Genomic DNA, 23481 nt, shown 5'->3' with positions numbered 1-23481 from the left:
CGTTGCCCCCTTGGCGGATGCGCGGCCGCCTGCGAAGGAGGCGGGATGGACGACAATGGAACTCTGCTGAAACCGGGTCAGAATTGCTGGCGGGTCGAACGTGCGTCGCGCGTGGCCGTGATCATCGATGCCGACGATTATTTCAAGGCCGCGCGCGCGGCGATGATGAAGGCGAAAAAGCAGATCGTCCTCGTCGGATGGGATTTCGACGCGCGTATCCGCTTCGGCGGCGATGTCGACGACGGCGGGCCCGAGCGGGTCGGCGGCTTCTTCAGCTGGCTCGTCAGGCGCACGCCCGGCCTTCAGGTCCACATCCTGCGGTGGGATACCGGCGCGATCAAGACGCTGTTCCACGGGCAGACGCTGCTGCGGCTGGTACGGTGGATGCGGGATCCCCAGATCCACCTGCGACTGGACGGGCATCATCCGCCGGCCGGCTCGCATCACCAGAAGGTCGTCGTCATCGATGACGACGTCGCTTTCTGCGGCGGTATCGACATGACGGTCGATCGCTGGGACACGCGCGACCATCTGGACGAGAACCCGCGCCGGCGGGAGCCGGACGGAACGCTCTACGGCCCCTGGCACGATGCGACGACGATGCTGGAAGGCCCCGTCGCGAAATCCCTCGGCGAGATGTGCCGGCGGCGCTGGGGCGTATCGGGCGGCATCCCGATGGAAGCCGTGACGGCGGGCGCGGAATGCTGGCCGGATGGCGTGGAGCCGGACTTCACCGATGTCGACGTCGGCATCGCCCTGACCGTGCCCGAGATGGCCAACCAGGAACCGCGGCACGAGATCGAGGCACTCTATGTCGATCTCGTCGCGCGGACGAAGCGTCATTTCTACGCCGAAAGCCAGTATTTCGCCTCCCGGCGGGTGGCGGAAGCGATCGGCAAGCGGCTGGCCGAACCCGACGGCCCGGAGTTCGTGATCGTCCACCCCACCACCGCGGAGGGCTGGCTGGAACCGATCGCGATGGACTCGGCCCGCGCCCGGCTGGTCGAGGCGCTCAAGGAACAGGATCCGCACGGGCGCCTGCGCCTCTATCACCCGTTCACCGCCGGCGGCGCGCCGATCTACGTCCATGCCAAGGTGACGGTGATCGACGACGAGGTGCTTCGGGTCGGGTCGTCCAATTTCAACAACCGCTCCCTGCGCCTCGATACCGAATGCGACGTCGTCATCGATGCCTCGCGTGAGCGCAACGCCGACGAGCGAACGACGATCGCCGGCATCCGCAACTCTCTGCTGGCAGAGCATCTCGACACCACCCCCGAGAAAATCGAGGCGGCGATCGCCGAAACCGGCTCGATCATCGCGACCATCGAGCGGTTTCAGAGCGATGGACGGTCGTTGCGCCCCTATGAGGTGCCGGAACTCGATGCGGTGCGCGCGTGGCTGGCGGACAACAAGATCCTCGATCCCGAAGGCCCGGGCGAGATGTTCGAGGGCCTGTCGGCGCGCAAGCCCCTGCTCGGCAGCCTGCGGCCGCACCTGCATCGGCCAGACGGGAGCATTTCGGCGACCAGCGTCTCCCTGATGGCCCTCGGGATTGCAGGCGTCGCGGCGGGTGCTGTCGCGCTGGCCAGATATCGCAGAACGGAACGATAAGCCGGGCTGCGGGGGCGAGGCCGCTGCGGCTGTTGCTTCATGGGGGCTATGGCGCGTCCGAACCGGGATCGCGCGGCGCGCTCCAGTCGAGCCGGAGGCGCCCGCCCGCGCGGCCGGCAGCGGCCCGGCCACCACGGGCCGTGATGCCCTCGGCCACCGCCTCGCGTTGCCGCAGCAGACCGCCCTCGACGTCGAGCGTGCGGCCCTGCCGGGCGGACCCCCAGGCCGCCCCGTCGAGTGCCGCGTCGTCGATCACGCCCGACCTGATCGAGATATCCGGCAGCGCCGCACCGCTTGGCGGCACCAGCACCACCCGCCAGTCGGCGGCGGCAGCGCCGGCCCGCCGTTCAAGATCGCGATAGCCGGCGATCCCCAGACCGGCGAGCGGCGCCGCATCGGCACGGATCGACCGGGCGGATGCATCGACCGTTACCGAAGCGACGGGCACGCCGGCGATCAGCGCGACATCCGAAACCGCCTGATCGCGCGCCTGCACCGCGCGCAGATTATCGCGGTTGCCCGCACGCGCGATCTGCGCCGCCTCGACGGCACCCCCTTCGGGCGAGATACGCACCTGATCGACATGCACGTCGACGGGTCGGGCAAGCCGCAGGCGAAGGTCCGCCGCCAGCTTGCGGTCCACGCCCGGCTCGATCCGCGGCGTCAGCATCACCGCGCGGACGCGCACCGGATCGGCGCTGTGGTCGATATCGACCTGGCTCAGCCGCGCCCCGGCCGGAAAGTCGTCACCCAGCGCGTCGCGAACCTGTCGCTGGGCGACGGCCTCGAAAGTGATCCTGCGCAGGCCCGCACCGAGCGGGATCGACAGCAGTCCGATCGCGACCGCGAACAGGACGACCTGCCAGCCGGTGTGACGCGGCGAGAGATGGCTGCCGAAGCCGTAGAAGCGCGCGACGAGCGCCGCCGTCAGCGCGATGGTGATCGCGTTGGTCAGGAACAGCAGCAGCGCGCCCGAGAAGACGACCCAGTTCCACGTCGCGATGCCGAAGCCGACCACCACCAGCGGCGGCATCAGCGCGATCGCGATCGCCACGCCGACCACCGTGCCGCCGCGCCCGCGGATCAGCGCATAGCCGCCGGCGATCGCCGAGAGCAGCGCGACGAGCAGGTCGAACAGGGTCGGCTGGGTCCGCCCGGCGATCTCGCTGGTGATCGTCTGCACCGGCGACAGCAGGATCAACCCGACCGACAGCGCGACGGCGATGGTCGCCCCCAGCACCAGCGCCGTCGCCGCACGGCGGATCTCGTGGAAGTCGAGGGTGGCGATACCGAAGCCGAGGCCGATGATCGGCATCATCAGCGGCGACAGCAGCATGGCGCCGATCAACACCGCGACGGACGGCATGAGCAGCCCGAACAGCGAGATCGCCGCCGAGATGACGATCAGGAAGACATAGCGCCCGGACCAGCCCGACTCCTCGGCGATCTGCCGGAGAACGCCGTCATGATCGACACCGTGGGTCGCCATGGCCAACCACGACCGGGGCAATGCGAAGAGGTTTGCGGATGGCAGGGGAATCGGGTCGTCTCCGTCAGGGCGAAGGTCTTCGTCAGACCATGATACAGTTTTTCACGCACCGGCGATGACGGGGGCCGCGCACATCGGCAATATCGAGCGGCGGCCTATGATCGTTTTTTTCGGACAGGACGACGGTTCGGACGGACGGCGCACGAACGACCGCGGCACGACAGGCGACCCACCTGAGGATGATGCCAGCGTCGAACGGCCCGATCGGAGGGGGGCGTCGATGATCCGGGCGACATCCGGACATCCGACCATGCGCCGGGCGATGGCAGCCGATGCGTCGCGCAAGCTGCCGACAGGCAGCAGGATCGTTGAGTGCCGTTCGACGTTGCCAATCGAGCCCGGACCCGGCACCATTTGGCCATGCCGCCAAGCCGAACGGACCTCGCCGACTTCAGCTACTTTCTGGCCATCGCCAGGCATCGCAGCTTCCGGCGGGCCGGGCTGGAACTGGGGGTCAGCGCCTCCGCCCTCAGCCACTCGCTCAAGGGGCTGGAGGGCCGGCTCGGTGTGCGCCTGCTCAATCGCACCAACCGAAGCGTCACGCTCACCGCCGCCGGCGAGGAATTGCCGGGCGGCATCGGCGCTCCCTTCGCCGCGATCGGCGAGCGGCCCGGCAGCGGGGCCGGCTGCTTCAACAACCATCCGACGCGTCGATCGAGCGAATGAAGGTCCGCCCGCCCTGGCGCACGAGCGTCACGACGGCGCTGCCGTCGCAGCGCGAACGTCCTGCCGAATAGCGGTAGCGTACGCGGTAGGCTCCCCGATCGAGCGGTACGACCTCCATGAGCCGGATCGGCTCGACCAGCCCGCCGTAGAAGCGCGACATCGCCTCCGGGGAGAATGCCGGGCTCGATCGCTTCCCGGGCATGATCCGGGCCGCGGCCGCCCTGCCGTTGCCGACCGCGAGCGCGCCATAGAAGGCGCGCACCGTCGCCTCGCCCTCTCCCGGCCTTGAGGCGACGATGCCCGGCGCCGGTTCGCCGGCAGTCTGCCGGTCGGTCAGGGCACGGTCCTGCCCGTACGCCGGTGACGGCGATCGTTCCGGGGGTCGCAGGGAAGGCGCATCCGCCTGCGGAAGCATGTCGGGTTCCGTCGCGTCTGGATCGGCCTGTCCCTCGTCGATTGCCGCCGGTGGCCGGTAGGCCCCGCTGACCAGATTGAACCCGGCGATTCTTGCCACGATTTCCTCGGCACCCTGCAGGCGATAGACGAAGCCGTTACCATCGGCGGAGGCCTGCGCCGTATAGCCGACGTCCGCCTCGAGCCGGCGTTCGCCGCCCAGTCCACGCTCGGCGCCCGGCGGCACCATCAGGACGAACCGGCCCGCACACCGCGTGATGTCCAGTGACGGATCCCAGCCCTCGACCACGGGATTCTCCATCCGCACCACGGAATAGTCGGCCAGGGTGTCGAGCGCGGCACGATTACCGCCGCGTTCGCCGATCGCCCGATCGAAGAGGATGTCCTTCAGCCGGCCATAGCCCGCGGATGACGCGCAGGCGGCCTTCTGCCGTTTCGCTTCCGCCTGCGCCTTGCCGGCGTCGCGCGGATCGGCCTGCTTCGTCCTGCCGCATCCGGCGAGGCCGATCGCCAGACAGAACAGAATGCCGGCTCCGGCTGTCCGACTCATCGCCATACGCATGTCTCAAGATCCTGGAACCGGGCGCGCCCCGATCATCGCCGAACGACGGGGCATGCCATTATTGGCGGGTGCGTGGATGCCTATACCGGGAAGTGGGTAGAGGATAACCATGGAGCGATCGATCCCGCGCCGATCGATGACGATCCGGTCGTCATCGCCCTTCGGCTTGGTCCACGAGCATCCGCGGTGAGGCAGCGTGCCGTTCGTTCGCGTCCTGCCGCGACCCCGGAATCTCTTCCGCGCTCGTATCGGCAGCCAAACGCTTCGCTGCGCCTTTTAGCGGCTTTACCTGTGTTCCCGGTCTGGCAATGTGGCCTGATGACCCTGACGATCGCCACGACCCCGTATATCGACCAGAAACCCGGCACCTCCGGTTTGCGCAAGAAGGTGCGGGTGTTCCAGCAAGCCCGTTATGCCGAGAATTTCGTGCAGTCGGTGTTCGACGTGCTCGATGATTTCGCCGGGCAGACGCTGGTGGTCGGGGGAGACGGCCGGTTTCTCAATCGGGACGTGATCCAGACGGTGATCCGGATGGCGGCCGCCAACGGCTTCGGCCGGGTGCTGGTCGGTCTCGGCGGCATTCTGTCGACCCCGGCGGCCAGCAACATCATCCGCACATATGCGGCGTTCGGGGGCCTCATCCTCTCCGCCAGCCACAATCCCGGCGGGCCGAACGAGGATTTCGGCATCAAGTACAATATCGGCAACGGCGGTCCGGCGCCGGAGAGGATCACCGACGCCATCCACGCCCGCTCGATGGTGATCGACCGTTACCTGACGGTGGACATCCTGGACGTCGATCTCGACCGCCTCGGCGAAACGCAGGTGGCGGGGATGGTCGTCGAGGTGATCGACCCCGTCGCCGATTATGCCGAACTGATGGAGCGTCTGTTCGATTTCGACGCGATCCGCAAACTGATCGCTGGCGGCTTCCGCCTCAGCTTCGACGCGATGCATGCCGTCACCGGCCCCTATGCGCACGACATCCTCGAGCGCCGCCTCGGGGCGCCCGCCGGCACGGTGACGAACGGCACCCCGCTGCCGGATTTCGGCGGCCATCACCCCGATCCGAACATGGTTCATGCGCACGCGCTGTTCGACCGGATGTTCGGCAGCGATGCGCCCGATTTCGGCGCCGCCTCGGATGGGGATGGCGACCGCAACCTGATCCTCGGCCGCAACATCTTCGTGACGCCGTCGGACTCACTGGCCGCCCTCGCCGCCAATGCTCACCTTGCCCCCGGCTATGCGGGTGGCCTCAAGGGCATCGCCCGCTCGATGCCGACCAGCGGCGCCGCCGATCGGGTGGCGCACGCGCTCGGCCTGCCGTTGCACGAGACGCCGACCGGCTGGAAGTTCTTCGGCAACCTGCTGGATGCCGGCATGGCGACGATCTGTGGCGAGGAGAGCGCCGGTACCGGATCGGACCATGTTCGCGAAAAGGACGGTCTGTGGGCGGTGCTGCTCTGGCTCAACATCCTGGCGGTGCGGGGCGAGAGCGTGGCCGCGATCATGGCGGGGCACTGGGCGCGGTTCGGCCGCAATTACTATGCGCGGCATGACTATGAGGGGCTGGAAACCGCAGCGGCGGAACAACTGGTGAGCGAATTGCGTGCCGCTCTGCCGGCCCTCCCCGGCCGCACGACCGGCAGCCTCACCGTCGCCGGGGCGGACGAATTCGAATATCTGGACCCGGTCGATGGCTCGCTCAGTCGCGGCCAGGGGCTACGGCTCCAGTTCGAAGGCGGCGCACGGATCGTGTTCCGTCTGTCCGGCACGGGCACCAGCGGTGCGACCCTGCGTGTCTATCTCGAACGCTATGAGGGGCCGGACGGGGTTCTGGATGCCGAGACCCCGGCCGCACTGGCCGACCTGATCGCCGCTGCAGACCACCTCGCCGGCATTCCCCGCCACACCGGCCGCACGGCGCCGACCGTCATCACCTGAACGGGTGGGCGCCCTTCCGGTTTGTGATGCTCGCCGATCGAATATGCCTTCCCGACCACCGCCACCCGTTCCCATCCATGCGACGGCGCCTCGTGGGGTTTGCCCTCTGGCGGGTAATCAGAAAACGCCTGCACATGCGCCAAACCGCGTGCGGGGTGCATTTCGCTGTCCTGACCCCCATGATCGTGGCACTCCCTGCTCATGGCCGTCCCTCATGCCCGCCGACGCGTCCGCGACGCCTGCCCACCCCATGGCTGACCCCACGCCGTGGATTGCAGCGGAGGCGCCGGGGGACACCGCGCGCCGCCATGCGCCCGCTACGCTGCGAAACCGCGACGCGATCGCCGACGTGCTCGCGACCATGTTGCCTTCGAGCGGCACCGTGCTGGAGGTCGCCAGCGGCTCGGGCGAACATTGCGCCTATTTCGCGCAGCGGTTCCGCGCGCTCGCCTGGCAGCCGAGCGATCCGCAGCCCGCCGCCCGCGCCTCGATCGCTGTCTGGTGCGAAGGCCTTGCCAACGTACGTCCAGCGCTCGATCTGGACGGGACGGCACCTGACTGGCCGATCGCCGAGGCGGTTGCCGTGCTGTGCATAAACATGGTCCATATCAGCCCGTGGGAGGCGACTTTGGGGCTCTTCTCCGGCGCCGCCCGACTGTTGAAACCGGGCGCGCCCCTGCTTCTCTACGGGCCCTATCGCCGCGCGGGCCATCCCACCGCCCCCTCGAACGAGGCGTTCGACGGGTCGCTCAGGGCGCGCGATCCACGCTGGGGCTTGCGTGACCTCGACGAGGTCGTCGCAGCAGCCGACGGCTTCGTGCTCGACAGCGTCGTCGAGATGCCGGCCAACAACCTGTCGGTCATATTGTGCCGCCAGTAGTTTCAAAGGCAACGGTGGCCGTTCGCGGCGGCGCGGGCATCTTCGCCAAGAACATCTTCGACAGGCGCATTCTCCTGAGCCAGAACACGGTGCTGCCCACCACCGCGGATTTCGGCGCGCCCGGATACAGCACGTTCGGGCAGACCCTGCAGCGGCAGATCGGCGCCTCGCTACGCTATAATTTCGGGTCGCGCTGACTCGACGCCAGATATCGCCGGACCCGACCGCCCATTCGACAAGGAAGCAAGATTATGGACACGAGTATCCGACGCACCGCTGCGAACGTGGCCTCCGCGCTTTCCCTCTGCGCGCCGGTTCCCGGCCCCGCCCGGGCGGACGTGACCCCCGTCCCCGCCGTGGCCCCGGTGGCCGGCACCGCACAGCCCTTCGGCTCGAACGATCCCGGCGTCGCCGACATGGCGGCAAAGGGCTATGTTCAGGAGGAGTTCTTCATTTCCGGAAAGATCGGTTCGGGCCTCCCCTACACCACGCGCCTGCTCGTCCGTCGCCCTGCCGATCCGAAGAAATTCAGCGGCGTCGTCATCGCAGAGTCCATCCGATCGAGCGGACACCGGTCGATGTGGTCGGAAAACGCGTATCTGATGGCGCACGGCCACGCCTATGTGGAGATCGGCTCCAACCTGTCGGTCAACACGCTGGTCAAGCCGTCCGATCCGGCGCGCTATGCCGCGCTGAACGTGCCCAACCCCACCCCGGGGCAGCTCGTCTTCGGTCACGTTCAGGAGATCGCGGCTCAGGCGGGCCAGTTGCTGCGGTCCAATCCGGCCAAAGGGCCGTTCGAGGGGTTCAGGGTTCGCCACGTCATCCTCGCCGGCTGTTCGGAACAGGGCATGTTCGTGCGGCTCTACATGCGTGACGCGCACCCGCGTTACCGCACGGCCGCCGGCCGCTCGGTCTATGACGGCTATTTCCCGGCATGCGTCGGCGACTGGCCGCCGGTGGTCGCCCGCGAAGGGGGCGAGCCGCTGGCCAACTTCACCCAGCCCCCCGTCGAGGTCCCGACGATCATGGTCGCCACATCGGAGCCCGAGGGATATCCGCAGGACGGTCGCCGCTACCGCCGGCCGGACAGCGACGCCCCACGGGACAAGTTCCGCCTCTATGAAGTCGCCGCCATGCCGCACGGCCTGGACATGCGCGGCACCATGCGGCCCGGCCTGACGCTGAATTGCGACGGCCCCAAGGCCCGGACCGATTTTCCCGGCGCCTATCCCGCCAACAATGCGCTCGACAAGCTCATCCGGTGGGTCGACGAGGAAAGGCCCGCCCCCCGCGCCGCCCGCCTGGAGGTGGCCAGCGCCACCGGGCCAGTGCTGCGGGACGAGTTCGGCAACCCCAGGGGCGGCGTCCGCACGACGACCCTCGACGTGCCGGTCGCGACCTACGCCCTTTGCGATACGGGAAAGAAGACCAGCATCAATCCGGCCGGGATCGATTTCGGCGCGGCCTACATGATCCCCTTCACGCCGGAACGGCTCAAGCAGCTCTACCCGACCCCGCAAACATATCTGACGAAGGTCGACAGGCGTCTCGACCAGTTGGTGCGGGATGGCTGGTATCTGAAGGAAGACGCGGACGAAGCACGGGCGAAGGCAGCGGAATATGCCAAGACCCTGCCGTGAGGCGCGACTGGCCCGGCTCCGCATCGGGCCGGGCCGCAGCCCCTCCCCTCGGCCGACCCGGTCTGCGAGCCTGATGGGGCCTCTCGCTTTCGGTCGCTGTCTTGCCGGCCTTGGCCGAACCGCGTCCGCGATGCCCGGCCCTCCGGCCTGCTCCGGCACATTGGCCGCCCAGGGTCACCCGGCTCCAAGCGACGCTCGCCTGATCCTTATCGGCCGGTGCCGCTGCCTGGCAAAGCTCGACCGGCTGTCAGCCGCCAAACCCCCGGCTGCCGAAACCGCCGCCGAAACCGCCGCGCGAGATCACGGCGCTGCGGGATTGTACGCGCGTCGGTGCCCGGGCGGCGGGGTTGAAGGCGTCCGAACCGATCCGCGTGCGGCCGGTCAGATAGTCACGGTTGATACGGCCGCCGGCACCGCCATAATAGTCGCCGAAGCGATCGCGATACATCGGCGCGCCACGATAGCCGCCGCCGAAGTTGCTCAGCGCCTGCCCGACGATGAAGCCGGTCAGCAGCGGGGTGAAGAAACTGCCGTTGTTGCGCGGCACGCATTGCGAGACGCCATATTGCTCCTCGCAGGTCTGGCGATCCTCGAACTTCGGCGCGTTGGCCTCGTTCGCTTTCTGCGCCTGCGCGTAGGCCGTTTCACACTCGGCGGCCGGGATGGTGCCGGCGGCGCGACATTCCGCCACGCTGGTATAGCTCACCGCATCGACGGGCTTGCCGCCGTCGCCGTCGCAGGCGGTCAGCGACACGCCGGTGCCGGCCATCAGCGTCGTCAGGACGATCGACCGGGATCGCTTCATCGTCGCTCTCCTCAGGCCGTCAGGCAGGCGGCGTTGAGTACGCCCACGCCGATCGAGATGCTGCCCATGTACACCGCCGCCGCCAGTTCGCCGCGCACGATGCGGTCGGCGAAATCGGGCATCACGATCCGCCGCACGATCGTGAAGGCGACGATCTGGATGACGCCCGCGATCAGCGCCCACACCGCGAACTCGACGAGGCTGGCGGTATGCGACAGCGCCGAGGCGAGCACCAGAATGTAGCCGAGCAGGGCGGCGCCGAGCGTGATCGCGGCGGCGACATTGCCTTCGCGGATCAGCGTGCGCTCGTGATAGGGCGTCGCCCACTGGTACAGGACCTTGAAGACGATCGCGAAAAGGCCCGCGACCAGAAACGCGACGATGAAGGCGGTCAGCCCCGTCTGAAAACCATATGTGTCGATCATGTCGCCCCCTTATGCCCGGAATTCGCCGAGTTCGAGCGCCACGCCGAGCATGATCTCGAACGACACCTCGCCGGCCTCGTTCTCCTGATCGATCGCCAGCAGCAGCTCGCGCCCGTCGCCGTCGAGATCACGTGCGAAGAGCATCGACGTCTGGAAGATGCGGCGGTCGACGATGCCGTCGCGATCGTCGTGCAGATCCTCCCAGAACGTCACCGGCTCCTGCTTCACCGCCTCGTCGCCGAACCAGAAGCGGCGATATTCGGGCAGCCCCTCGGCGGTGAAGGTGCGGGCGGTGAGGCGTTGCAGCCACGCCGGCCGGTCGAACGGCATGGTCGGATACTGGCTGTCCCACGGCGCGAACAGCGTCACGTCGGTCACGTCCTGTCCGGCCGCATCGTTGGAGACGGCCTGAAACATCACGTCGTCGTCGGTGTAGAAACGGTGGACGAAGCCGCCGTCGTTCAGCGTCACCTGCCCCTGCGCCACGATCTGCAACGTGTCGCGATCGAACGGGAAACGCAGCGCGTCACCGAAGCGCCGCCACGCCAGCGGATCGAGCACGATCGAGCGCCCGAGGGTGACGTTGCGGACGATGGGCAGCGCGCTGCCCTCAAGCGACCGCTTGCGGCCGAACAGACGGTCGAACATAGACATCCTCGATAGACCGCCCGAACATAGGCCAATCGACGGGCCGCACAACGCCCCGTCGCAGGCAGCGGGTGTATCCGCTGCGCGAACCCTATATGAAGAGCGTGTCGATGGGAGGAACGAGCAGCATGACCGATATCGCATGGACCGTCCGGAGCCTGAAGACCGCGCTCGATGGTTGCGCGGCGGTGAAGTCCGGCGAGTTCACGGTGCGGATCGTGGAGGGGTCCGATCCCGTCCTGCTCGTCACGATGCACCGTCATGGCGACCTCGAAGCGTTCGTGAACGTCAGCGAGGCGCAGATCGCCGCATCGGTGCTGCTGTGGCCCTGCGACGAGCAGCCCGACCGCGCGGCCTTCAACGAATTCCTGCTGAAGGCGCAGAAGCTGGTGCCGCTGTCGAATTTCGGCATCGCTGCCGTCGGTGACCGCGATTTCTACGAACTGTTCGGCGAGCTGGCGACGACCACCTCGCTCGACACGATCGTGATCGAGCTGCAGGTGCTGGCCGAGAACGCCATCGAGGCCGCGACCGACCTGCGCGACAACTTCGCTCCCGCCGCCTGACGCCCTCCCCCTGTTCGCCCCCTTATTCGGAAGAGAGACGATGTCGATCTGGAGCAAGCTGTTCACCTTGGGCCGCGCCGGCGCGCATGATGCGTCCGCCGCCGTGGTCGATGCCAATGCGCTGCGTATCCTCGATCAGGAGATCCGCGATGCCGACAAGGCGCAGGGCAAGGCGCGCGACGACCTCGCCGGTCTCGTCGCCCGCCGCCGCATCCTCGAAACCGAGGTCGACAGCTTCCGCGCGCAGGTGGCCAAGTACGAGACGTCGGCACGGCTCGCGGTGGACAAGGGCAACATGGACCTCGCCCGCCAGGTCGCGCAGCGGATCGCCGATCTGGAGCAGGACATCGCGCTGAAGGCGCCGCAGGTGGACGACATGCGGCAGGCCGAGGACCAGATCCATGCCGCCATCGCCGGCACCGACCGCAAGATCGAGCAGCTTCGTCGTGAGGTGGATGTCGTGAAGGTCAACGAGTCGGTGCAGAAGGCGCAGGCGACCGTTGCCTCCAGCGGCGCCGGCAGCTCGATCGGATCGGCCGCGCAGAGCCTTGCGCGCATCCGCGAACGCCAGCTGATCCGTGGCGAGAAGATCCGCGCCGCCGGCGAACTCGAGGATCGCCGCACCGGCGCCGATCTCGACGAACAGCTCCGCCTCGCCGGGATCACGCCGGGCCACTCGTCCGCCGACGACGTGCTGGCGCGGCTGAGCGCGCCCAAGCCGACGCTCCAGATCGAGCAACGCAACGACTCGAAGACGAGCGACGGCTGACGCGATGCGGCGCATCACCCTCCCGCCCCGGCCCGACTGGCGTGCGAAGGCGGAGGCGATCGGCTTCGTTTATCACGACACCGCCGGCGCGCCTTACTGGGACGAAAGCGCCGCATACGCCTTCACCCTGCGCGAGATCGAGGAAGATATCGAACTGGTCGCCACGCAGTTGCATGCGATGTGCCTCGACCTCGTCGACGAGGTCGTCGCCAGCGAGGCGCTGATGACCCGACTGGCGATCCCGACCGCGCATCACGCCTTCGTCGCGGATTCTTGGCGCACCCGCCAGCCATCGCTCTACGGCCGGTTCGACCTGGCCTATGACGGTGAAGGGCCGGCGAAGCTCTACGAATATAATGCGGACACGCCGACGTCCGTCTTCGAGTGCGCGACGTTCCAGTGGATCTGGCTCGAGGAGATGATCGCGACCGGCGGCCTCCCCGCCGGGGCGGACCAGTTCAACAACCTGTTCGAGACGTTGCGCGACCGCTTCCGGACACTGTTCCCGACAGGCGGCTTCGTCCACTTCGCCGGCGATGCGAGCACGATCGAGGATCGCCAGACCGTGCGCTTCTTCGAGGATCTTGCCGTGCAGGCGGGCATCGAGCCGAAGTTCGTCGAGATGAAGGACATCGGCCTGAACGCCGCCGGTCGCTTCGTCGATGACGACGGCTACGAGATCCAGGCTGCCTTCAAGTTATATCCCTGGGAATTCATGCTGCGCGAGGCTTACGCGCCGAACCTGAAAGACGCGGGCGTGCGGTGGATCGAACCGGCGTGGAAGGCCATCCTGTCGAACAAGGGACTGCTTCCCCTGCTGTGGGAACGACACCCCGATCACCCGAATCTCCTGCCCGCCTATTTCGAAGGTGATCCGGCAGCGGAGGCACTGGGCGATACCTATGTGCGCAAACCGCTTTTCTCCCGCGAGGGAGCCAATGTGGCGATCGTCCGCGATGGTCGCGTCGATGCTCTGCTGGATCAGGGCTATGGCGAAGAAGGCCATGTCCGTCAGGCGCTCCATGAGCCGCCGGAGTTCGGCGGCGGATATCCGGTGATCGGCGCCTGGATCGTCGATGGCGAAGCGGTGGGTATCGGCGTGCGGGAAGACAGCGCCGTAGTGACGCGCAATCTCGCGCGCTTCGTGCCTCATTATATCGAGCCCTGATGCGTGGTGCGATCGTCCGGCGCAATGTGCGACCAGCCGACTGCCGTGAAGTCTGGGGTCAGGACCCATTGATTTGAGCGTCGCGATCTGATTCAGGGACCGTGGATGAGCGAACTGTAATGGCTGACGGATGAGCAAATGGCGCGTCTGCTGCCGTTCTTTCCCAAGAGTCACGGCAAGCCTCGTGTGGATGACCAGCGGGTGCTGAGCGGCATCGTGTTCGTCAACCGCAATGGGCTGCGCTGGCGCGATGCGCCCAGCGCCTATGGCCCGCATAAGACGCTGTACAATCAGTGGAGGTGAGCGAGGCGTGTTTGCCCGCATGATGGAGGGGCTGGCTACGGCAGACGCCGAGCCGAATACGGTCATGATTGAGCTGCTGCCGGTCCCATGGATTGGATAGGCGTCGAAGCGGGACCCCGTCATTTGTCCAAAGAGCCACTGAAAACGTTCGATATTGTAGTGTTTAAGGGGGGTCCCGTTTCGACGCCTATCCACAAACCAGAAGCTGGACGCCAAGGGACGGCCAGGCGGGTCGAAGCCTCCATGCAGGACATTGAAAGGACCATGAGGCGCAATCCCGATAACGAGATCGGAAGCCCGATCCGGTCCGTGGAGGCCGATCTGCAGCAGGCGCTTTGCCGTCGTCTCGCGTGACGGGCAGAAGCGAAGTGCCGGGCACATACCAAAGCTCGACGGCGTCTCCGAACATGGGCAGATAGCGTCTCCCTGATGGAAAGCCCTTCCCCCATGAACGCCGGCTTTCGCCGCCTCGCCGATTATCTCGGCTCCAGCTACTGGTTCGTTCCCACCGTCATGGCCATCGCAGCCGTCCTGCTGGCGGGCGGCATGGTCGCGCTCGACACGATGGTCGGTTCGTCCTGGATGGACGATTATGCCTGGCTCTATGCTTCGCGACCGGATGGCGCCCGGCAGGTGCTGTCATCCGTCGGCGGGTCGATGATCACCGTAGCAGGCACCGTCTTCTCGGTGACGATCGCTGCGGTGGTGTATGCCTCCGGACAGTATGGCCCGCGGCTGCTCACCAACTTCATGCGCGACCGTGGCAACCAGGTGACGCTCGGCACCTTCATCGCGACGTTCCTCTACTGCCTGCTGGTGCTGCGCACGATCCACTCGGCCGAGGAGTCCGGCGGCTACGGCTTCGTCCCCAACCTGGCGCTGCTGGTGGGTGTGCTGCTCGCGCTCTGCTCGATCGCGGTGCTGATTTACTTCATCCACCATGTGCCCTCGAAGATTCACATTAACAGCGTGATCGAGGACGTCGGCGACCGCCTGCTCCGTGGGATCGACGACCGCTTTCCCCGCTTCATCGGCAGCTCGCCGGACGACCATGCCGACACCGTCGCGAGCATTCCGGCCACATTCCGCGACGATGCCAGCATCGGCGTCGGCGAGCAGCGCCGGATCGTCGCCGCGAAGGAGACAGGCTATATCCAGTTCCTCGATGACGAGGCGGTGCTGAAGCTGGCGGGCAAGCACGACCTGATCCTCCGCCTCCAGTACCAGCCCGGCGACTTCGTCCATGTGGGACGTGCGTTAATCGAGGCATGGCCGCCCGAAAAGTGCGACCATGCGTGCGTCGATGATCTGCGCGACGTGTTTTCGATCGGCTCGCGGCGTTCGGCGTTGCAGGATCTGCGCTTCCTCGTCGACGAGCTGGTCGAAATCGCAGCCCGCGCGCTGTCGCCCGGCGTCAACGACCCGTTCACCGCCGTCACCTGCCTCGACTGGCTGAGCGCCGCGCTTTCCGACCTCGCCGGCCGTTCGCTCCCGTCGCACTTGCGGGTCGACGATGACGGGGCGCTGCGCGTCATCGCCCATCCGGTGACGTTCGCGTCGCTGATGGACCGCTCGTTCGGCGCGCTCGCCCAATATTGCGCGGCCGACATGGTGGCAAGCCTGCGCTACCTGAACGCGCTCGGCGAGGTGTCGCTCGACTGTGACGAGCCCGATCGCCTCGCGACGATCCGATCCTATGCCGACAGGCTGGAGGATCTGGCGGCCGAGGCGCTGAAGGGCTTCAACCTGACGCGGGTTCGAACCCGTGCGGCCGATCTACGTACCGCGCTCGACCAGCCCGACTACAAGCGTCGCCTGCGCGACGGCACCGCCTGGCTTGCCGGCACGGCCTGAGGAACAGTATTCATGAGCACACCCTCCGCCCAGGCCATCCACCCGTCCGAGATCTGGGCGACCGTCAACGGCATGGTCAACGGCTTCCTCGCCATGCTCCCGCTGCTGCTCGCAGGACTCATCGTTTTTCTGATCTTCTGGGGCCTGGCCTCGGCCGTCCGCCGCGGCGTCGAGACGTTCGCGGCCAAGCGATCGGAGTTTCCGAGCGCCGGCATGGCCTTCGGGCGCCTCGCCTATATCGGCCTGATGCTGCTCGGCGCGCTGGTCGCGGCGACGGTGGCCTTTCCGTCGGTGACGCCGGCCAAGCTGTTCTCGGCGCTCGGCATCGGCGGTGTCGCGATCGGTTTCGCCTTCAAGGACATCTTCCAGAACCTGCTCGCCGGCATCCTGCTCCTCATCCGTCACCCGTTCCGCGCCGGCGACGAGATCACGACCGGGGGCGGCTTCACCGGCACGGTGGAGTCGATCGAGACGCGGGCCACCTATATCCGCACCTATGACGGCCAGCGGATCATCGTACCGAACAGCGTGATCTACACCGAGACGGTCACCGTCATCACCGCCTACGATTTGCTGCGCAGCCATTATGATGTCGGCATCGGCTACGGCGACGATGTGACGACCGCCAAGGCCATCGCGCTGAAAGCGGTGCGAGGCGTCGAGGGGGTGCTGAGCGATCCCGCGCCCGACGTGCTGCTCTGGGATCTGGCCGGCTCGTCCAAGAACCTGCGGGTACGCTGGTGGACGCGACCCAAGCGCTCCGGCGTCGTCGAGGTTCGCAGCCAGGTGCTGCAGGCGGTCGCAGAGGCGCTGGTCGCGGCGGGTATCGACCTGCCGTTCCCGACCACCCAGGTGCTGTTCCACGACCAGACCGAGGCGAGTGACGGCGACCGGCGCCATCAGCGCGAGGGCTGGCCGGCAGGCGACGACGTGCCCGAGCCGCGCCACATCAATGCGCTGACGATCGTCCGCAACGACGAACAGCGCTGACTGTGCTGACGCCCTTCGATGCCGCGGCGATCCTGATCGTGCTCGCCGCGGTGCTCGGCTACTTCAACCACCGCGTGCTGAAGCTGCCCTCGTCGATCGGGCTCACGATCATGGGCGCGGTCGCCTCGCTGCTGGTCGTCGGGATCGATCAGCTGCTGCCCGGCAGCCAGGTCGGCGAGCAGGTCGTCGGCTTCATCGCCGGCATCGACTTCCACACGACGCTGATGGACGGCATGCTGTCGTTCCTGCTGTTCGCGGGTGCACTGCATGTGAAGTGGGACGACATGCGACGCGGGCGCTGGCCGATCGTCGTCCTCAGCACGGTCGGCGTGGTGCTCTCGACCACGATCATCGGCGGAGGTTTCCACCTCATTGCCGGCTGGCTCGGCCTCGCCGTGCCGTTGATCTGGTGCCTCGTCTTCGGCGCGCTGATCAGCCCCACCGATCCCGTCGCAGTCATGGGCATCCTCAGCCGGGCGGAGGTATCGCCTACTCTGAAGGCGACGGTGGCGGGCGAGAGCCTGTTCAACGACGGTGTCGGCGTGGTCGTCTTCGCAATCCTGCTCGAAGCCGCCCTCGGCACCGAGCCGCTGTCGCTCGGCCACGGCGCGGTTCTCTTCCTCCAGGAGGCGGGTGGCGGAGTGCTTCTCGGATTGGCGGCGGGCTGGATCGGCTACCGGGCAATGCGCTCGATCGACGAGTACAATGTCGAGGTGATGATCTCGCTGGCCGTCGTGATGGGCGGCTACGCGTTGGCCTCGCAGCTTCACATCAGCGGCCCTGTCGCAATGGCCGTCGCCGGCCTGCTGATCGGCAACAAGGGCGTGGCGGACGCGATGAGCGACATGACGCGCGACTATCTGCTCAAATTCTGGGCGCTGATCGACGACATCCTCAACGCCGTGCTGTTTCTGCTGATCGGCCTGGAGGTGGTGACGATCCCATGGGACCCCCGGCTGGTCGCGCTTGGGCTCGCTGCAATCCCGCTGGTGCTGCTTGCCCGCGGCATCGCCGTCGTCGCGCCGCTGGCGGTGCTGCGGCCGATCCTGTCGCTCGGCCGTCTGGCGCCGCTGACGCTGATCTGGGGCGGTCTCCGCGGCGGCATCTCGGTTGCTTTGGCGCTCGGGCTACCGGATGGGCCGGCACGATCGATCGCGCTCGCGGCCACCTACATCGTCGTGCTGTTCTCGGTCATCATCCAAGGCGGCACCATCGAGCGCGTTCTTGACCGGGCAAGGCGCGATGACCCCAAGTCTCGATCAACATAACTCAATTCTGGGCGTTCACAGACTTTCTGCTCTCCTCACGTTTGGACGTTCATTCGTAGAGCACGCCGTATGGACCGTCCTCGGCCACCAATCTGTTGCCAGGCTGGGTCAACCGGTCACGGAGATCGCCCTCAGAGGCTGTAGCGCATCGAAACCCTCAACTGGCGCGGCTCGACCGGGTGGATATGTCGATCCTCCACGCCCCCGGCCGGCTCGCCCTGCAATCGCGACGCGTAGAAGTAGGTGATGTCGGCGTCGCGCGCGTCGAACAGATTCAGCACGTCCACACCGATCTTGACCCGCCCGGCCGTATAGTAGGTGCCAAGATTGACGAGCGTGGTGGGGTTCGAGCGCACGCTGCCGTCCTCGATCAACGGTGCCGCGCCAAAATGGCGAACGCGCAGCGAGCCGGTGACGCCGTGGCCCAGATCGAGCGCGGCGCCGGCCGAGACCACCTCGTCCACCGAGTTGGGGATCCGGGTCTTGCCCGGCGCCACATCGTGGAAGCGTGCATGGGTGACGGCGCCGGACGCGTCGAGCGTCAGCCATTCGGTCGGGCGCCAGAACAGGGTCGCCTCCGCGCCGTAGCGGCGGGTGGCGTCGTTCGGTTCGGTCGTGCCGCCGTCACCGACGAAAACGAGTTCGGAGCCGAGGCTCAGATGATAGCCTACCAGCGATACGGTGAAGCGGCGGAATTCGGCGCGCGCGCCAACTTCGTAACCGCGCGCCTTCACCAGTACCGGCACGCGATCGACCGGATCGCCCGTCACCGGGTCGACGCGGATGCTCGCCCCGCGCACGTCGTTGGAGTGGAACGCCTTGCCATAGTTGGCGTACAGTTCCAGATGATCGGTCGCGCGCCACGCGAGCGCCGCCTTTGGGCTCAGGATACCATCCGATCCCTTGCCGCTGTTCGCCGCGATCGTCTGCGCCCGCACGTCATAGCCGTAGAGGTCGCCGCGCAGCCCCAGTGTCAGCCGTATCCGGTCGGTCAACGATGCCGTACCCTCGGCGTAGACCGCGCCGCTATACTCATCGACCTTGTCCTGCCGCACGGTGCCGCTCGTGCGGCCGGCGATCGAATTGTAGAGCCCGATCTTGCCGATATGATCCCACCGCCCCTCCCCGCCCACGGTGAAGGCGACCGGCATCGCGCCGATCGTGACGGGAATGCTGTGGCGGATCGATCCACCGAACTGGCCGCGCTGGTCGCGCTGCTGGAACTCGTCGCCATTCACCGGGTCATTCAGGAAATAGGTGAAGTTCGATGTCAGCAGGAAGCGGTAATAGAGGCCGTACAGGTTGATGTCGGTCGCCCCGAGATGCGCGTTGCCGGTCAGCCCGATCCGGATGGTGCGCCCACCCAGCGCCGGATCGATATTGCCGAAGCGGCCGATCAGCCCGCTTGCGATCGCGCGCTCGGGCACCTGATCGGTCGCGTTCCACGTCGCATGGTAGCCCGTCAGGCCGAGGTTCCAGCCGTGATCGACCGTGCCCCGTGAATATTTGACGAGGCCGTTCACCTTCCTGAGATCCTCGTTCAGATCCCACGGGCCGTTCGAGCGGGTGCCGTCGAGTGCGACGAGCAGGTCACCCCCGGCCAGCGTGCTGCTGCCGGCGGCCAGCGCCCGGTAATAGCCGTAGCTGCCGCCCGTTACCTCGACCATCGGCCGTGCCAGCCGATCGACGGTGGTGAACTTCACCGTCCCGGCCGCCGAAAAGTCCCCGACGTCGGCGAAATACGGCCCCTTGCGATAGTCGATCCGCTCGACCAGTTCGGGGATGAGGAAATTGAGATCGAGATAGCCCTGCCCATGGCCGTGTGTGCGGAAGTTCACTGGCGCGCCATCGACGAAGCCCGCGAAATCGGTGCCATGATCGAGGTTGAAGCCGCGCAGGAAATACTGGTTGGCCTTGCCGGTGCCCGAATGCTGCGTGGCGATCACGCCGGGCACGTTCTCGACCAGCTCGCCTACCCGGCTGAGCGGCTTGTCCTCGAAGTCCTTGTAGCCGACCACACCCTGCGATCCGGACGTGGCGATGCCGATCTGTGCCAGAGCGCGACCATAGACGATGATGTCCCGATCCGACGACGTAGTCTCTGACCCCGCGATCTGTGCGTGAACGGGGTTCGTCGCGACGATCATAGTGCCGGTCACCAGCCCGGCCTGCAGTATCAGCTTGCCGGTACGCACCCGCCGTCCCTGATCAACCAGCGTTCTCATCTGCTTCCCCAATCATCTGGTTTATCCCGCTACTTATTATGGGTCGGCATTTTCTTCCACGAAAACCCGATCATGGCGGACAGCACGACCGTCACGGCCTTGCCGGGCGGGACGCTGGCTCCTTCAGTCTTCTCCATGCGGTCCATATCCCTCTGGCCGACGTCGCCAGCCCGAGGATAGACAGCGCCCACAGGAGAGTGTCCCACACAGGGCAGTTCATCGTGAGAGCGGGCAAATCCCACTTGTGCAGCAGGTCGAACAGCCAGCGATAAATCCGTCGTTGTGAATAGGCGTCGAAACTGGACCCCGTCATTTTTTAGAAAAGTCACAGAAAACGTTCGATATTATGGTGTTTAAGGGGGATCCCGATCGGTGCCGATCGCCCCCCCCCGGAGAGTTATTATTCTGTCGTCAGCTACAACGCCTTAGTCGCATTTCGGCGGGGGTTCTGTTTCGACGCCTGTCGACACAATAGGCTGATTAACGTTGATGCTCACAGGTATTGGTTTGCTGCTCAGGAACCCTTGCGAGAGGACATGGTACAGCCGTTCCTTCGATACGGCCTGAGCAACGAAGTCGGCGATCAGCGCCGAGGCGACCAGTGGCATCATCAGTCCCCGACTCGCAGTCGTCTCCGAGATGATGATGACTGCGGTCAGCGGCGCTCGAACGACGCCGGTAAAGTAGGCGACCATCCCGAGCAGCACGATCGCTCCGGGCGGATAGGTTGGAAAGATGCTGAGAAGCATGTCGCCGATGCCAGCCCCAACTGACAGCGATGGAGCAAAGATGCCGCCCGGCATACCTGACACTGCGGTCGCGAGCGTTGTGACGAACTTCGCTGCACCATACCAGTGCGGCACGTCTCCGCCGGTGATTATGCCGCGGGCCGCACCATAGCCGGTGCCCCAGGTTAACCCGCTACCGACACCGATGATCGCGACCACGGCACCCAGACCTCCGGCGAACAAGGCAGGTCGCGCTCGCAACCACGCTACCAGCGCCAATTGGGACCGCCCGGTTGCGATCACTGAACGGGAGAAAAGCGCCCCTGCAAGGCCGCCAAGGATGCCGGCCACGGGGGCCGCAACCAGCGTCTCGCGCACATTCAGTGTCTGGCGCATGACGCCGAAATATACATAGTCGCCCGACAGGCCCAAGCTCACCATGCCCGCGATCAGTACTGCGGTCATCACCAGCAGGGTCATGCGTTGCTCGTAGGCGGCTGCCAGCTCCTCAATGGCAAACGCGACGCCCGCAAGCGGAGTGTTGAAAGCGGCTGCGACCCCTGCGGCCCCGCCTGCGATGAAGACGGAGGCACGAAGAGGAATCGCCATAAGGCGATGGGCATAGCCCATGATGGAGGCGGCGACCTGCACTGTCGGTCCCTCACGCCCTGTTGACGCCCCGACCGACAGCGTAGCGACGGTAAGCGCGAGCTTCACAATCACCGTCTTGGCTGAAATTAGACCCGTCATCGCATGATCCGGATCACGCGTTGCCGCCATGACTTGCGGAATGCCCGATCCTCGCGCGGCAGGAGCCAGTCGGGCCGTGATCCATGCAATGCCTGCGTAGCCGATCGGCGTCAGCAGCAGGGGCGCCCACCACCACCTCGTCGCTAGCGTCGCAAATGCTTCGCCTGCGCGGTCTGCCGCTGCGGCAAAGCAGAGCGCGACGATCCCGATCGTTATCGCTCCACCAAGGATCGCCACACGGCGACGCCAGATAGGTGCGGTCGGCCCGTGTCGCCGCAGTAGGACGCGAGCGCGCGCCTGGGTAATCCGCGCCATCGTCTTAGCCTTCGGCCGGAGCGCCGACAAAGACAGCGACAAGGCAGATCAGTCCAACCCCTGCAAAGCCGATCCGCTGCGCCATCGTTCCTGTCCCACGTTTGGCCGACACCGCGATCGCGAGGACGCACTGCATCGCGTAGAACAGGGCAAAGGCGCGCGATGACAGTGCGACCACCTCGAACGGATCGGTCAACCAGACCACCAAGATCGCAAGCGCGCCCGACAAGGTGAAGGCAACCGGTACGCTTACTTTGCGTCGCGACACCTCGTTGACCAGCCCACCCGAACCGATGGAATCCGCAACCGCCGCGCTCAATTGGCTGGATACAGCGCCTGCGAGGACGAAGATGCTGAGTGCCGGGGCGATCAGCGCCATAATGTCGAGGATGCCGGCAACACCCTCCGTCATGGCGGCTCGCGACAGGAAAGGGGTGAGCAGCGCGATGAAGGCGAGATAAATCGCGGATGCGATCCACTGCGCATGCCGCATCGTCCTGATCCGCAGGTCGGCTGGATAGTCATGCCCAAGGTATCGCGATGTCTCGAAGCCCTGCACTGTGATGATGAGACCGAGCAGCATGGGTATGCTCGCCCAAGACAGGCGAACCGGGGGTAGCGGCTCGACAATACCGCTGGATACCCAGGCGATGCCAAGCGCCACGAGCAAACCGGCAATAATCCCGATCTTGATCGAGACGGTGCCGTGCGCGAGATGCTCGACCCGACGCAGACTCCCGCCAAGCGCAAGCAGGGTCATCAATGCAATGATGATCGTCACGATGATGTTGGCGCCGAGCGGCTGCCATGCTGGATCCACAGCGACCGGCTTGAGAACGAACTCTGCCAACAGCTTCAAATAGTAGGCGACGGATACGGCGTAGGCGAGCGCCAGCACCCCTTGCGTGATGCGGGCCGTCCAAGCGATTGGGTCGTTGAACGATACTTCGGCAAGGTGTGCCTCGACATGAATTATGTTGAAGCGGATTACCCAACCGGCCGCGTAGGCGATAGCCAGCAGCACCGCCATGGCGAGAATGGCCGCACTGCCGAACTCCCGCGCCAGTAGCGGTCCGCAGATGAGAAATCCCGATCCGATGATCGAGGCTAGAGCGGTTTCCGCGCCTTCTGAATCGTTGAGGATTCACACGAGCGCGGTTTTCTGATTCAGGCGTTGTGCCGGGTCGAGGAGGCCGGCATGGATGCCACGAGTGCTGTCACAGGACCTTCGAGAGCGGGTGGTCGCCGCGGTTGATGCCGGGATATCGTGCCGGGCCGCGGCAGCGCGGTTCGGGGTGAGCGCGGCGAGTGCGATCCGCTGGCGGCAGTTGGTCGTTCGGAACGGCACGCCGGCTGCCAAACCGCAGGGTGGCGACCGCCGTGCGGCCAGGA

The 23481-nt window shown here is 66.3% G+C and carries 21 protein-coding genes and 1 pseudogene; 14 read left to right on the top strand and 8 right to left on the bottom strand.

Annotation, left to right across the window (positions count from 1 at the left end):
* Positions 1-45: 45 nt before the first annotated feature.
* Positions 46-1614 (top strand): phospholipase D-like domain-containing protein, encoded by a 1569-nt coding sequence (locus tag FOY91_RS06190; protein WP_145149193.1) that lies wholly within the window; start codon positions 46-48, stop codon positions 1612-1614.
* A 46-nt stretch (positions 1615-1660) separates the two neighbouring features.
* Here the strand turns inward: FOY91_RS06190 and FOY91_RS06185 are convergent, their stop codons facing one another.
* The gene (locus FOY91_RS06185) at positions 1661-3103 is read right to left on the bottom strand and encodes a DUF389 domain-containing protein (protein WP_145149191.1); all 1443 of its coding nucleotides are present in this window, start codon (positions 3101-3103) and stop codon (positions 1661-1663) included.
* A 372-nt stretch (positions 3104-3475) separates the two neighbouring features.
* Between FOY91_RS06185 and FOY91_RS22785 the strand changes: the two genes are divergently transcribed.
* Positions 3476-3829, top strand: a complete 354-nt coding sequence (locus FOY91_RS22785) for a LysR family transcriptional regulator (protein ID WP_420822861.1) — start codon at positions 3476-3478, stop codon at positions 3827-3829.
* Here FOY91_RS22785 and FOY91_RS06175 read toward each other — a convergent pair.
* Positions 3795-4793 (bottom strand): hypothetical protein, encoded by a 999-nt coding sequence (locus tag FOY91_RS06175; RefSeq protein ID WP_145149190.1) that lies wholly within the window; start codon positions 4791-4793, stop codon positions 3795-3797. The genes FOY91_RS22785 and FOY91_RS06175 overlap by 35 nt on opposite strands.
* A gap of 330 nt (positions 4794-5123) precedes the next feature.
* On the opposite strand from FOY91_RS06175, the gene FOY91_RS06170 reads away from it, so the two are divergent.
* The 4 genes from FOY91_RS06170 (at position 5124) to FOY91_RS06155 (ending at position 9275) form a co-directional block, all read left to right on the top strand.
* Positions 5124-6752, top strand: coding sequence for an alpha-D-glucose phosphate-specific phosphoglucomutase (locus FOY91_RS06170; RefSeq protein ID WP_145149188.1), 1629 nt, complete (start codon positions 5124-5126; stop codon positions 6750-6752).
* Positions 6753-7002: 250 nt separating this feature from the next.
* On the top strand, positions 7003-7632 hold the full coding sequence (locus tag FOY91_RS06165) for a DUF938 domain-containing protein (protein ID WP_145149249.1): 630 nt from the start codon (positions 7003-7005) through the stop codon (positions 7630-7632).
* 14 nt (positions 7633-7646) lie between these two features.
* Complete coding sequence (locus tag FOY91_RS06160) at positions 7647-7829, top strand: hypothetical protein (protein WP_145149185.1); 183 nt, start codon at positions 7647-7649, stop codon at positions 7827-7829.
* Between the two features lie 54 nt (positions 7830-7883).
* Positions 7884-9275: an alpha/beta hydrolase domain-containing protein gene (locus FOY91_RS06155; RefSeq protein ID WP_145149183.1), complete on the top strand. Its 1392-nt coding sequence runs from the start codon at positions 7884-7886 to the stop codon at positions 9273-9275.
* 247 nt (positions 9276-9522) lie between these two features.
* Here FOY91_RS06155 and FOY91_RS06150 read toward each other — a convergent pair whose 3' ends face one another.
* Genes FOY91_RS06150 through FOY91_RS06140 form a run of 3 tightly spaced genes read right to left on the bottom strand, consistent with a single transcriptional unit; the run spans position 9523 to position 11153 of the window.
* The gene (locus FOY91_RS06150) at positions 9523-10080 is read right to left on the bottom strand and encodes a DUF1190 domain-containing protein (RefSeq protein ID WP_145149181.1); all 558 of its coding nucleotides are present in this window, start codon (positions 10078-10080) and stop codon (positions 9523-9525) included.
* Between the two features lie 11 nt (positions 10081-10091).
* Complete coding sequence (locus FOY91_RS06145) at positions 10092-10505, bottom strand: DUF350 domain-containing protein (protein WP_145149179.1); 414 nt, start codon at positions 10503-10505, stop codon at positions 10092-10094.
* A gap of 9 nt (positions 10506-10514) precedes the next feature.
* Positions 10515-11153 (bottom strand): DUF2491 family protein, encoded by a 639-nt coding sequence (locus FOY91_RS06140; protein WP_145149178.1) that lies wholly within the window; start codon positions 11151-11153, stop codon positions 10515-10517.
* A 128-nt stretch (positions 11154-11281) separates the two neighbouring features.
* Between FOY91_RS06140 and FOY91_RS06135 the strand changes: the two genes are divergently transcribed.
* From FOY91_RS06135 to FOY91_RS06105, 7 genes and pseudogenes are all read left to right on the top strand, one after another.
* Positions 11282-11719, top strand: coding sequence for a YjfI family protein (locus FOY91_RS06135; protein WP_145149176.1), 438 nt, complete (start codon positions 11282-11284; stop codon positions 11717-11719).
* A 40-nt stretch (positions 11720-11759) separates the two neighbouring features.
* Complete coding sequence (locus tag FOY91_RS06130; protein ID WP_145149174.1) at positions 11760-12488, top strand: PspA/IM30 family protein; 729 nt, start codon at positions 11760-11762, stop codon at positions 12486-12488.
* A 4-nt stretch (positions 12489-12492) separates the two neighbouring features.
* Positions 12493-13656 carry a glutathionylspermidine synthase family protein gene (locus FOY91_RS06125; protein ID WP_145149172.1) on the top strand — a complete coding sequence of 388 codons (1164 nt, stop codon included), beginning with the start codon at positions 12493-12495 and terminating at the stop codon, positions 13654-13656.
* Between the two features lie 138 nt (positions 13657-13794).
* Positions 13795-14032, top strand: a pseudogene (locus tag FOY91_RS06120) (transposase); the annotation flags it as partial.
* Positions 14033-14406: 374 nt separating this feature from the next.
* Positions 14407-15813 (top strand): DUF2254 domain-containing protein, encoded by a 1407-nt coding sequence (locus tag FOY91_RS06115; protein WP_145149170.1) that lies wholly within the window; start codon positions 14407-14409, stop codon positions 15811-15813.
* A gap of 12 nt (positions 15814-15825) precedes the next feature.
* A complete protein-coding gene (locus FOY91_RS06110) occupies positions 15826-16803 on the top strand; it encodes a mechanosensitive ion channel family protein (protein WP_203234509.1) in 978 nt (325 codons plus the stop codon).
* 2 nt (positions 16804-16805) lie between these two features.
* Positions 16806-18071: a cation:proton antiporter gene (locus FOY91_RS06105; protein WP_238995274.1), complete on the top strand. Its 1266-nt coding sequence runs from the start codon at positions 16806-16808 to the stop codon at positions 18069-18071.
* Positions 18072-18202: 131 nt separating this feature from the next.
* Here FOY91_RS06105 and FOY91_RS06100 read toward each other — a convergent pair whose 3' ends face one another.
* From FOY91_RS06100 to FOY91_RS06090, 3 genes are all read right to left on the bottom strand, one after another.
* Complete coding sequence (locus FOY91_RS06100; RefSeq protein WP_238995273.1) at positions 18203-20296, bottom strand: TonB-dependent receptor; 2094 nt, start codon at positions 20294-20296, stop codon at positions 18203-18205.
* Positions 20297-20721: 425 nt separating this feature from the next.
* Entirely contained in the window at positions 20722-22089 is a 1368-nt protein-coding gene (locus FOY91_RS06095) for a chloride channel protein (protein WP_145149166.1), read from the bottom strand.
* A gap of 4 nt (positions 22090-22093) precedes the next feature.
* Entirely contained in the window at positions 22094-23119 is a 1026-nt protein-coding gene (locus FOY91_RS06090; protein WP_145149164.1) for a hypothetical protein, read from the bottom strand.
* A gap of 172 nt (positions 23120-23291) precedes the next feature.
* On the opposite strand from FOY91_RS06090, the gene FOY91_RS06085 reads away from it, so the two are divergent.
* Positions 23292-23481: helix-turn-helix domain-containing protein (locus tag FOY91_RS06085; RefSeq protein WP_203234508.1), on the top strand; the 190-nt coding region annotated here is incomplete at its 3' end.

The organism is Alterirhizorhabdus solaris (assembly GCF_007785815.1).
GTDB classification, from domain to species: domain Bacteria; phylum Pseudomonadota; class Alphaproteobacteria; order Sphingomonadales; family Sphingomonadaceae; genus Alterirhizorhabdus; species Alterirhizorhabdus solaris.
This window is presented reverse-complemented; position numbering and strand designations above follow the sequence as displayed.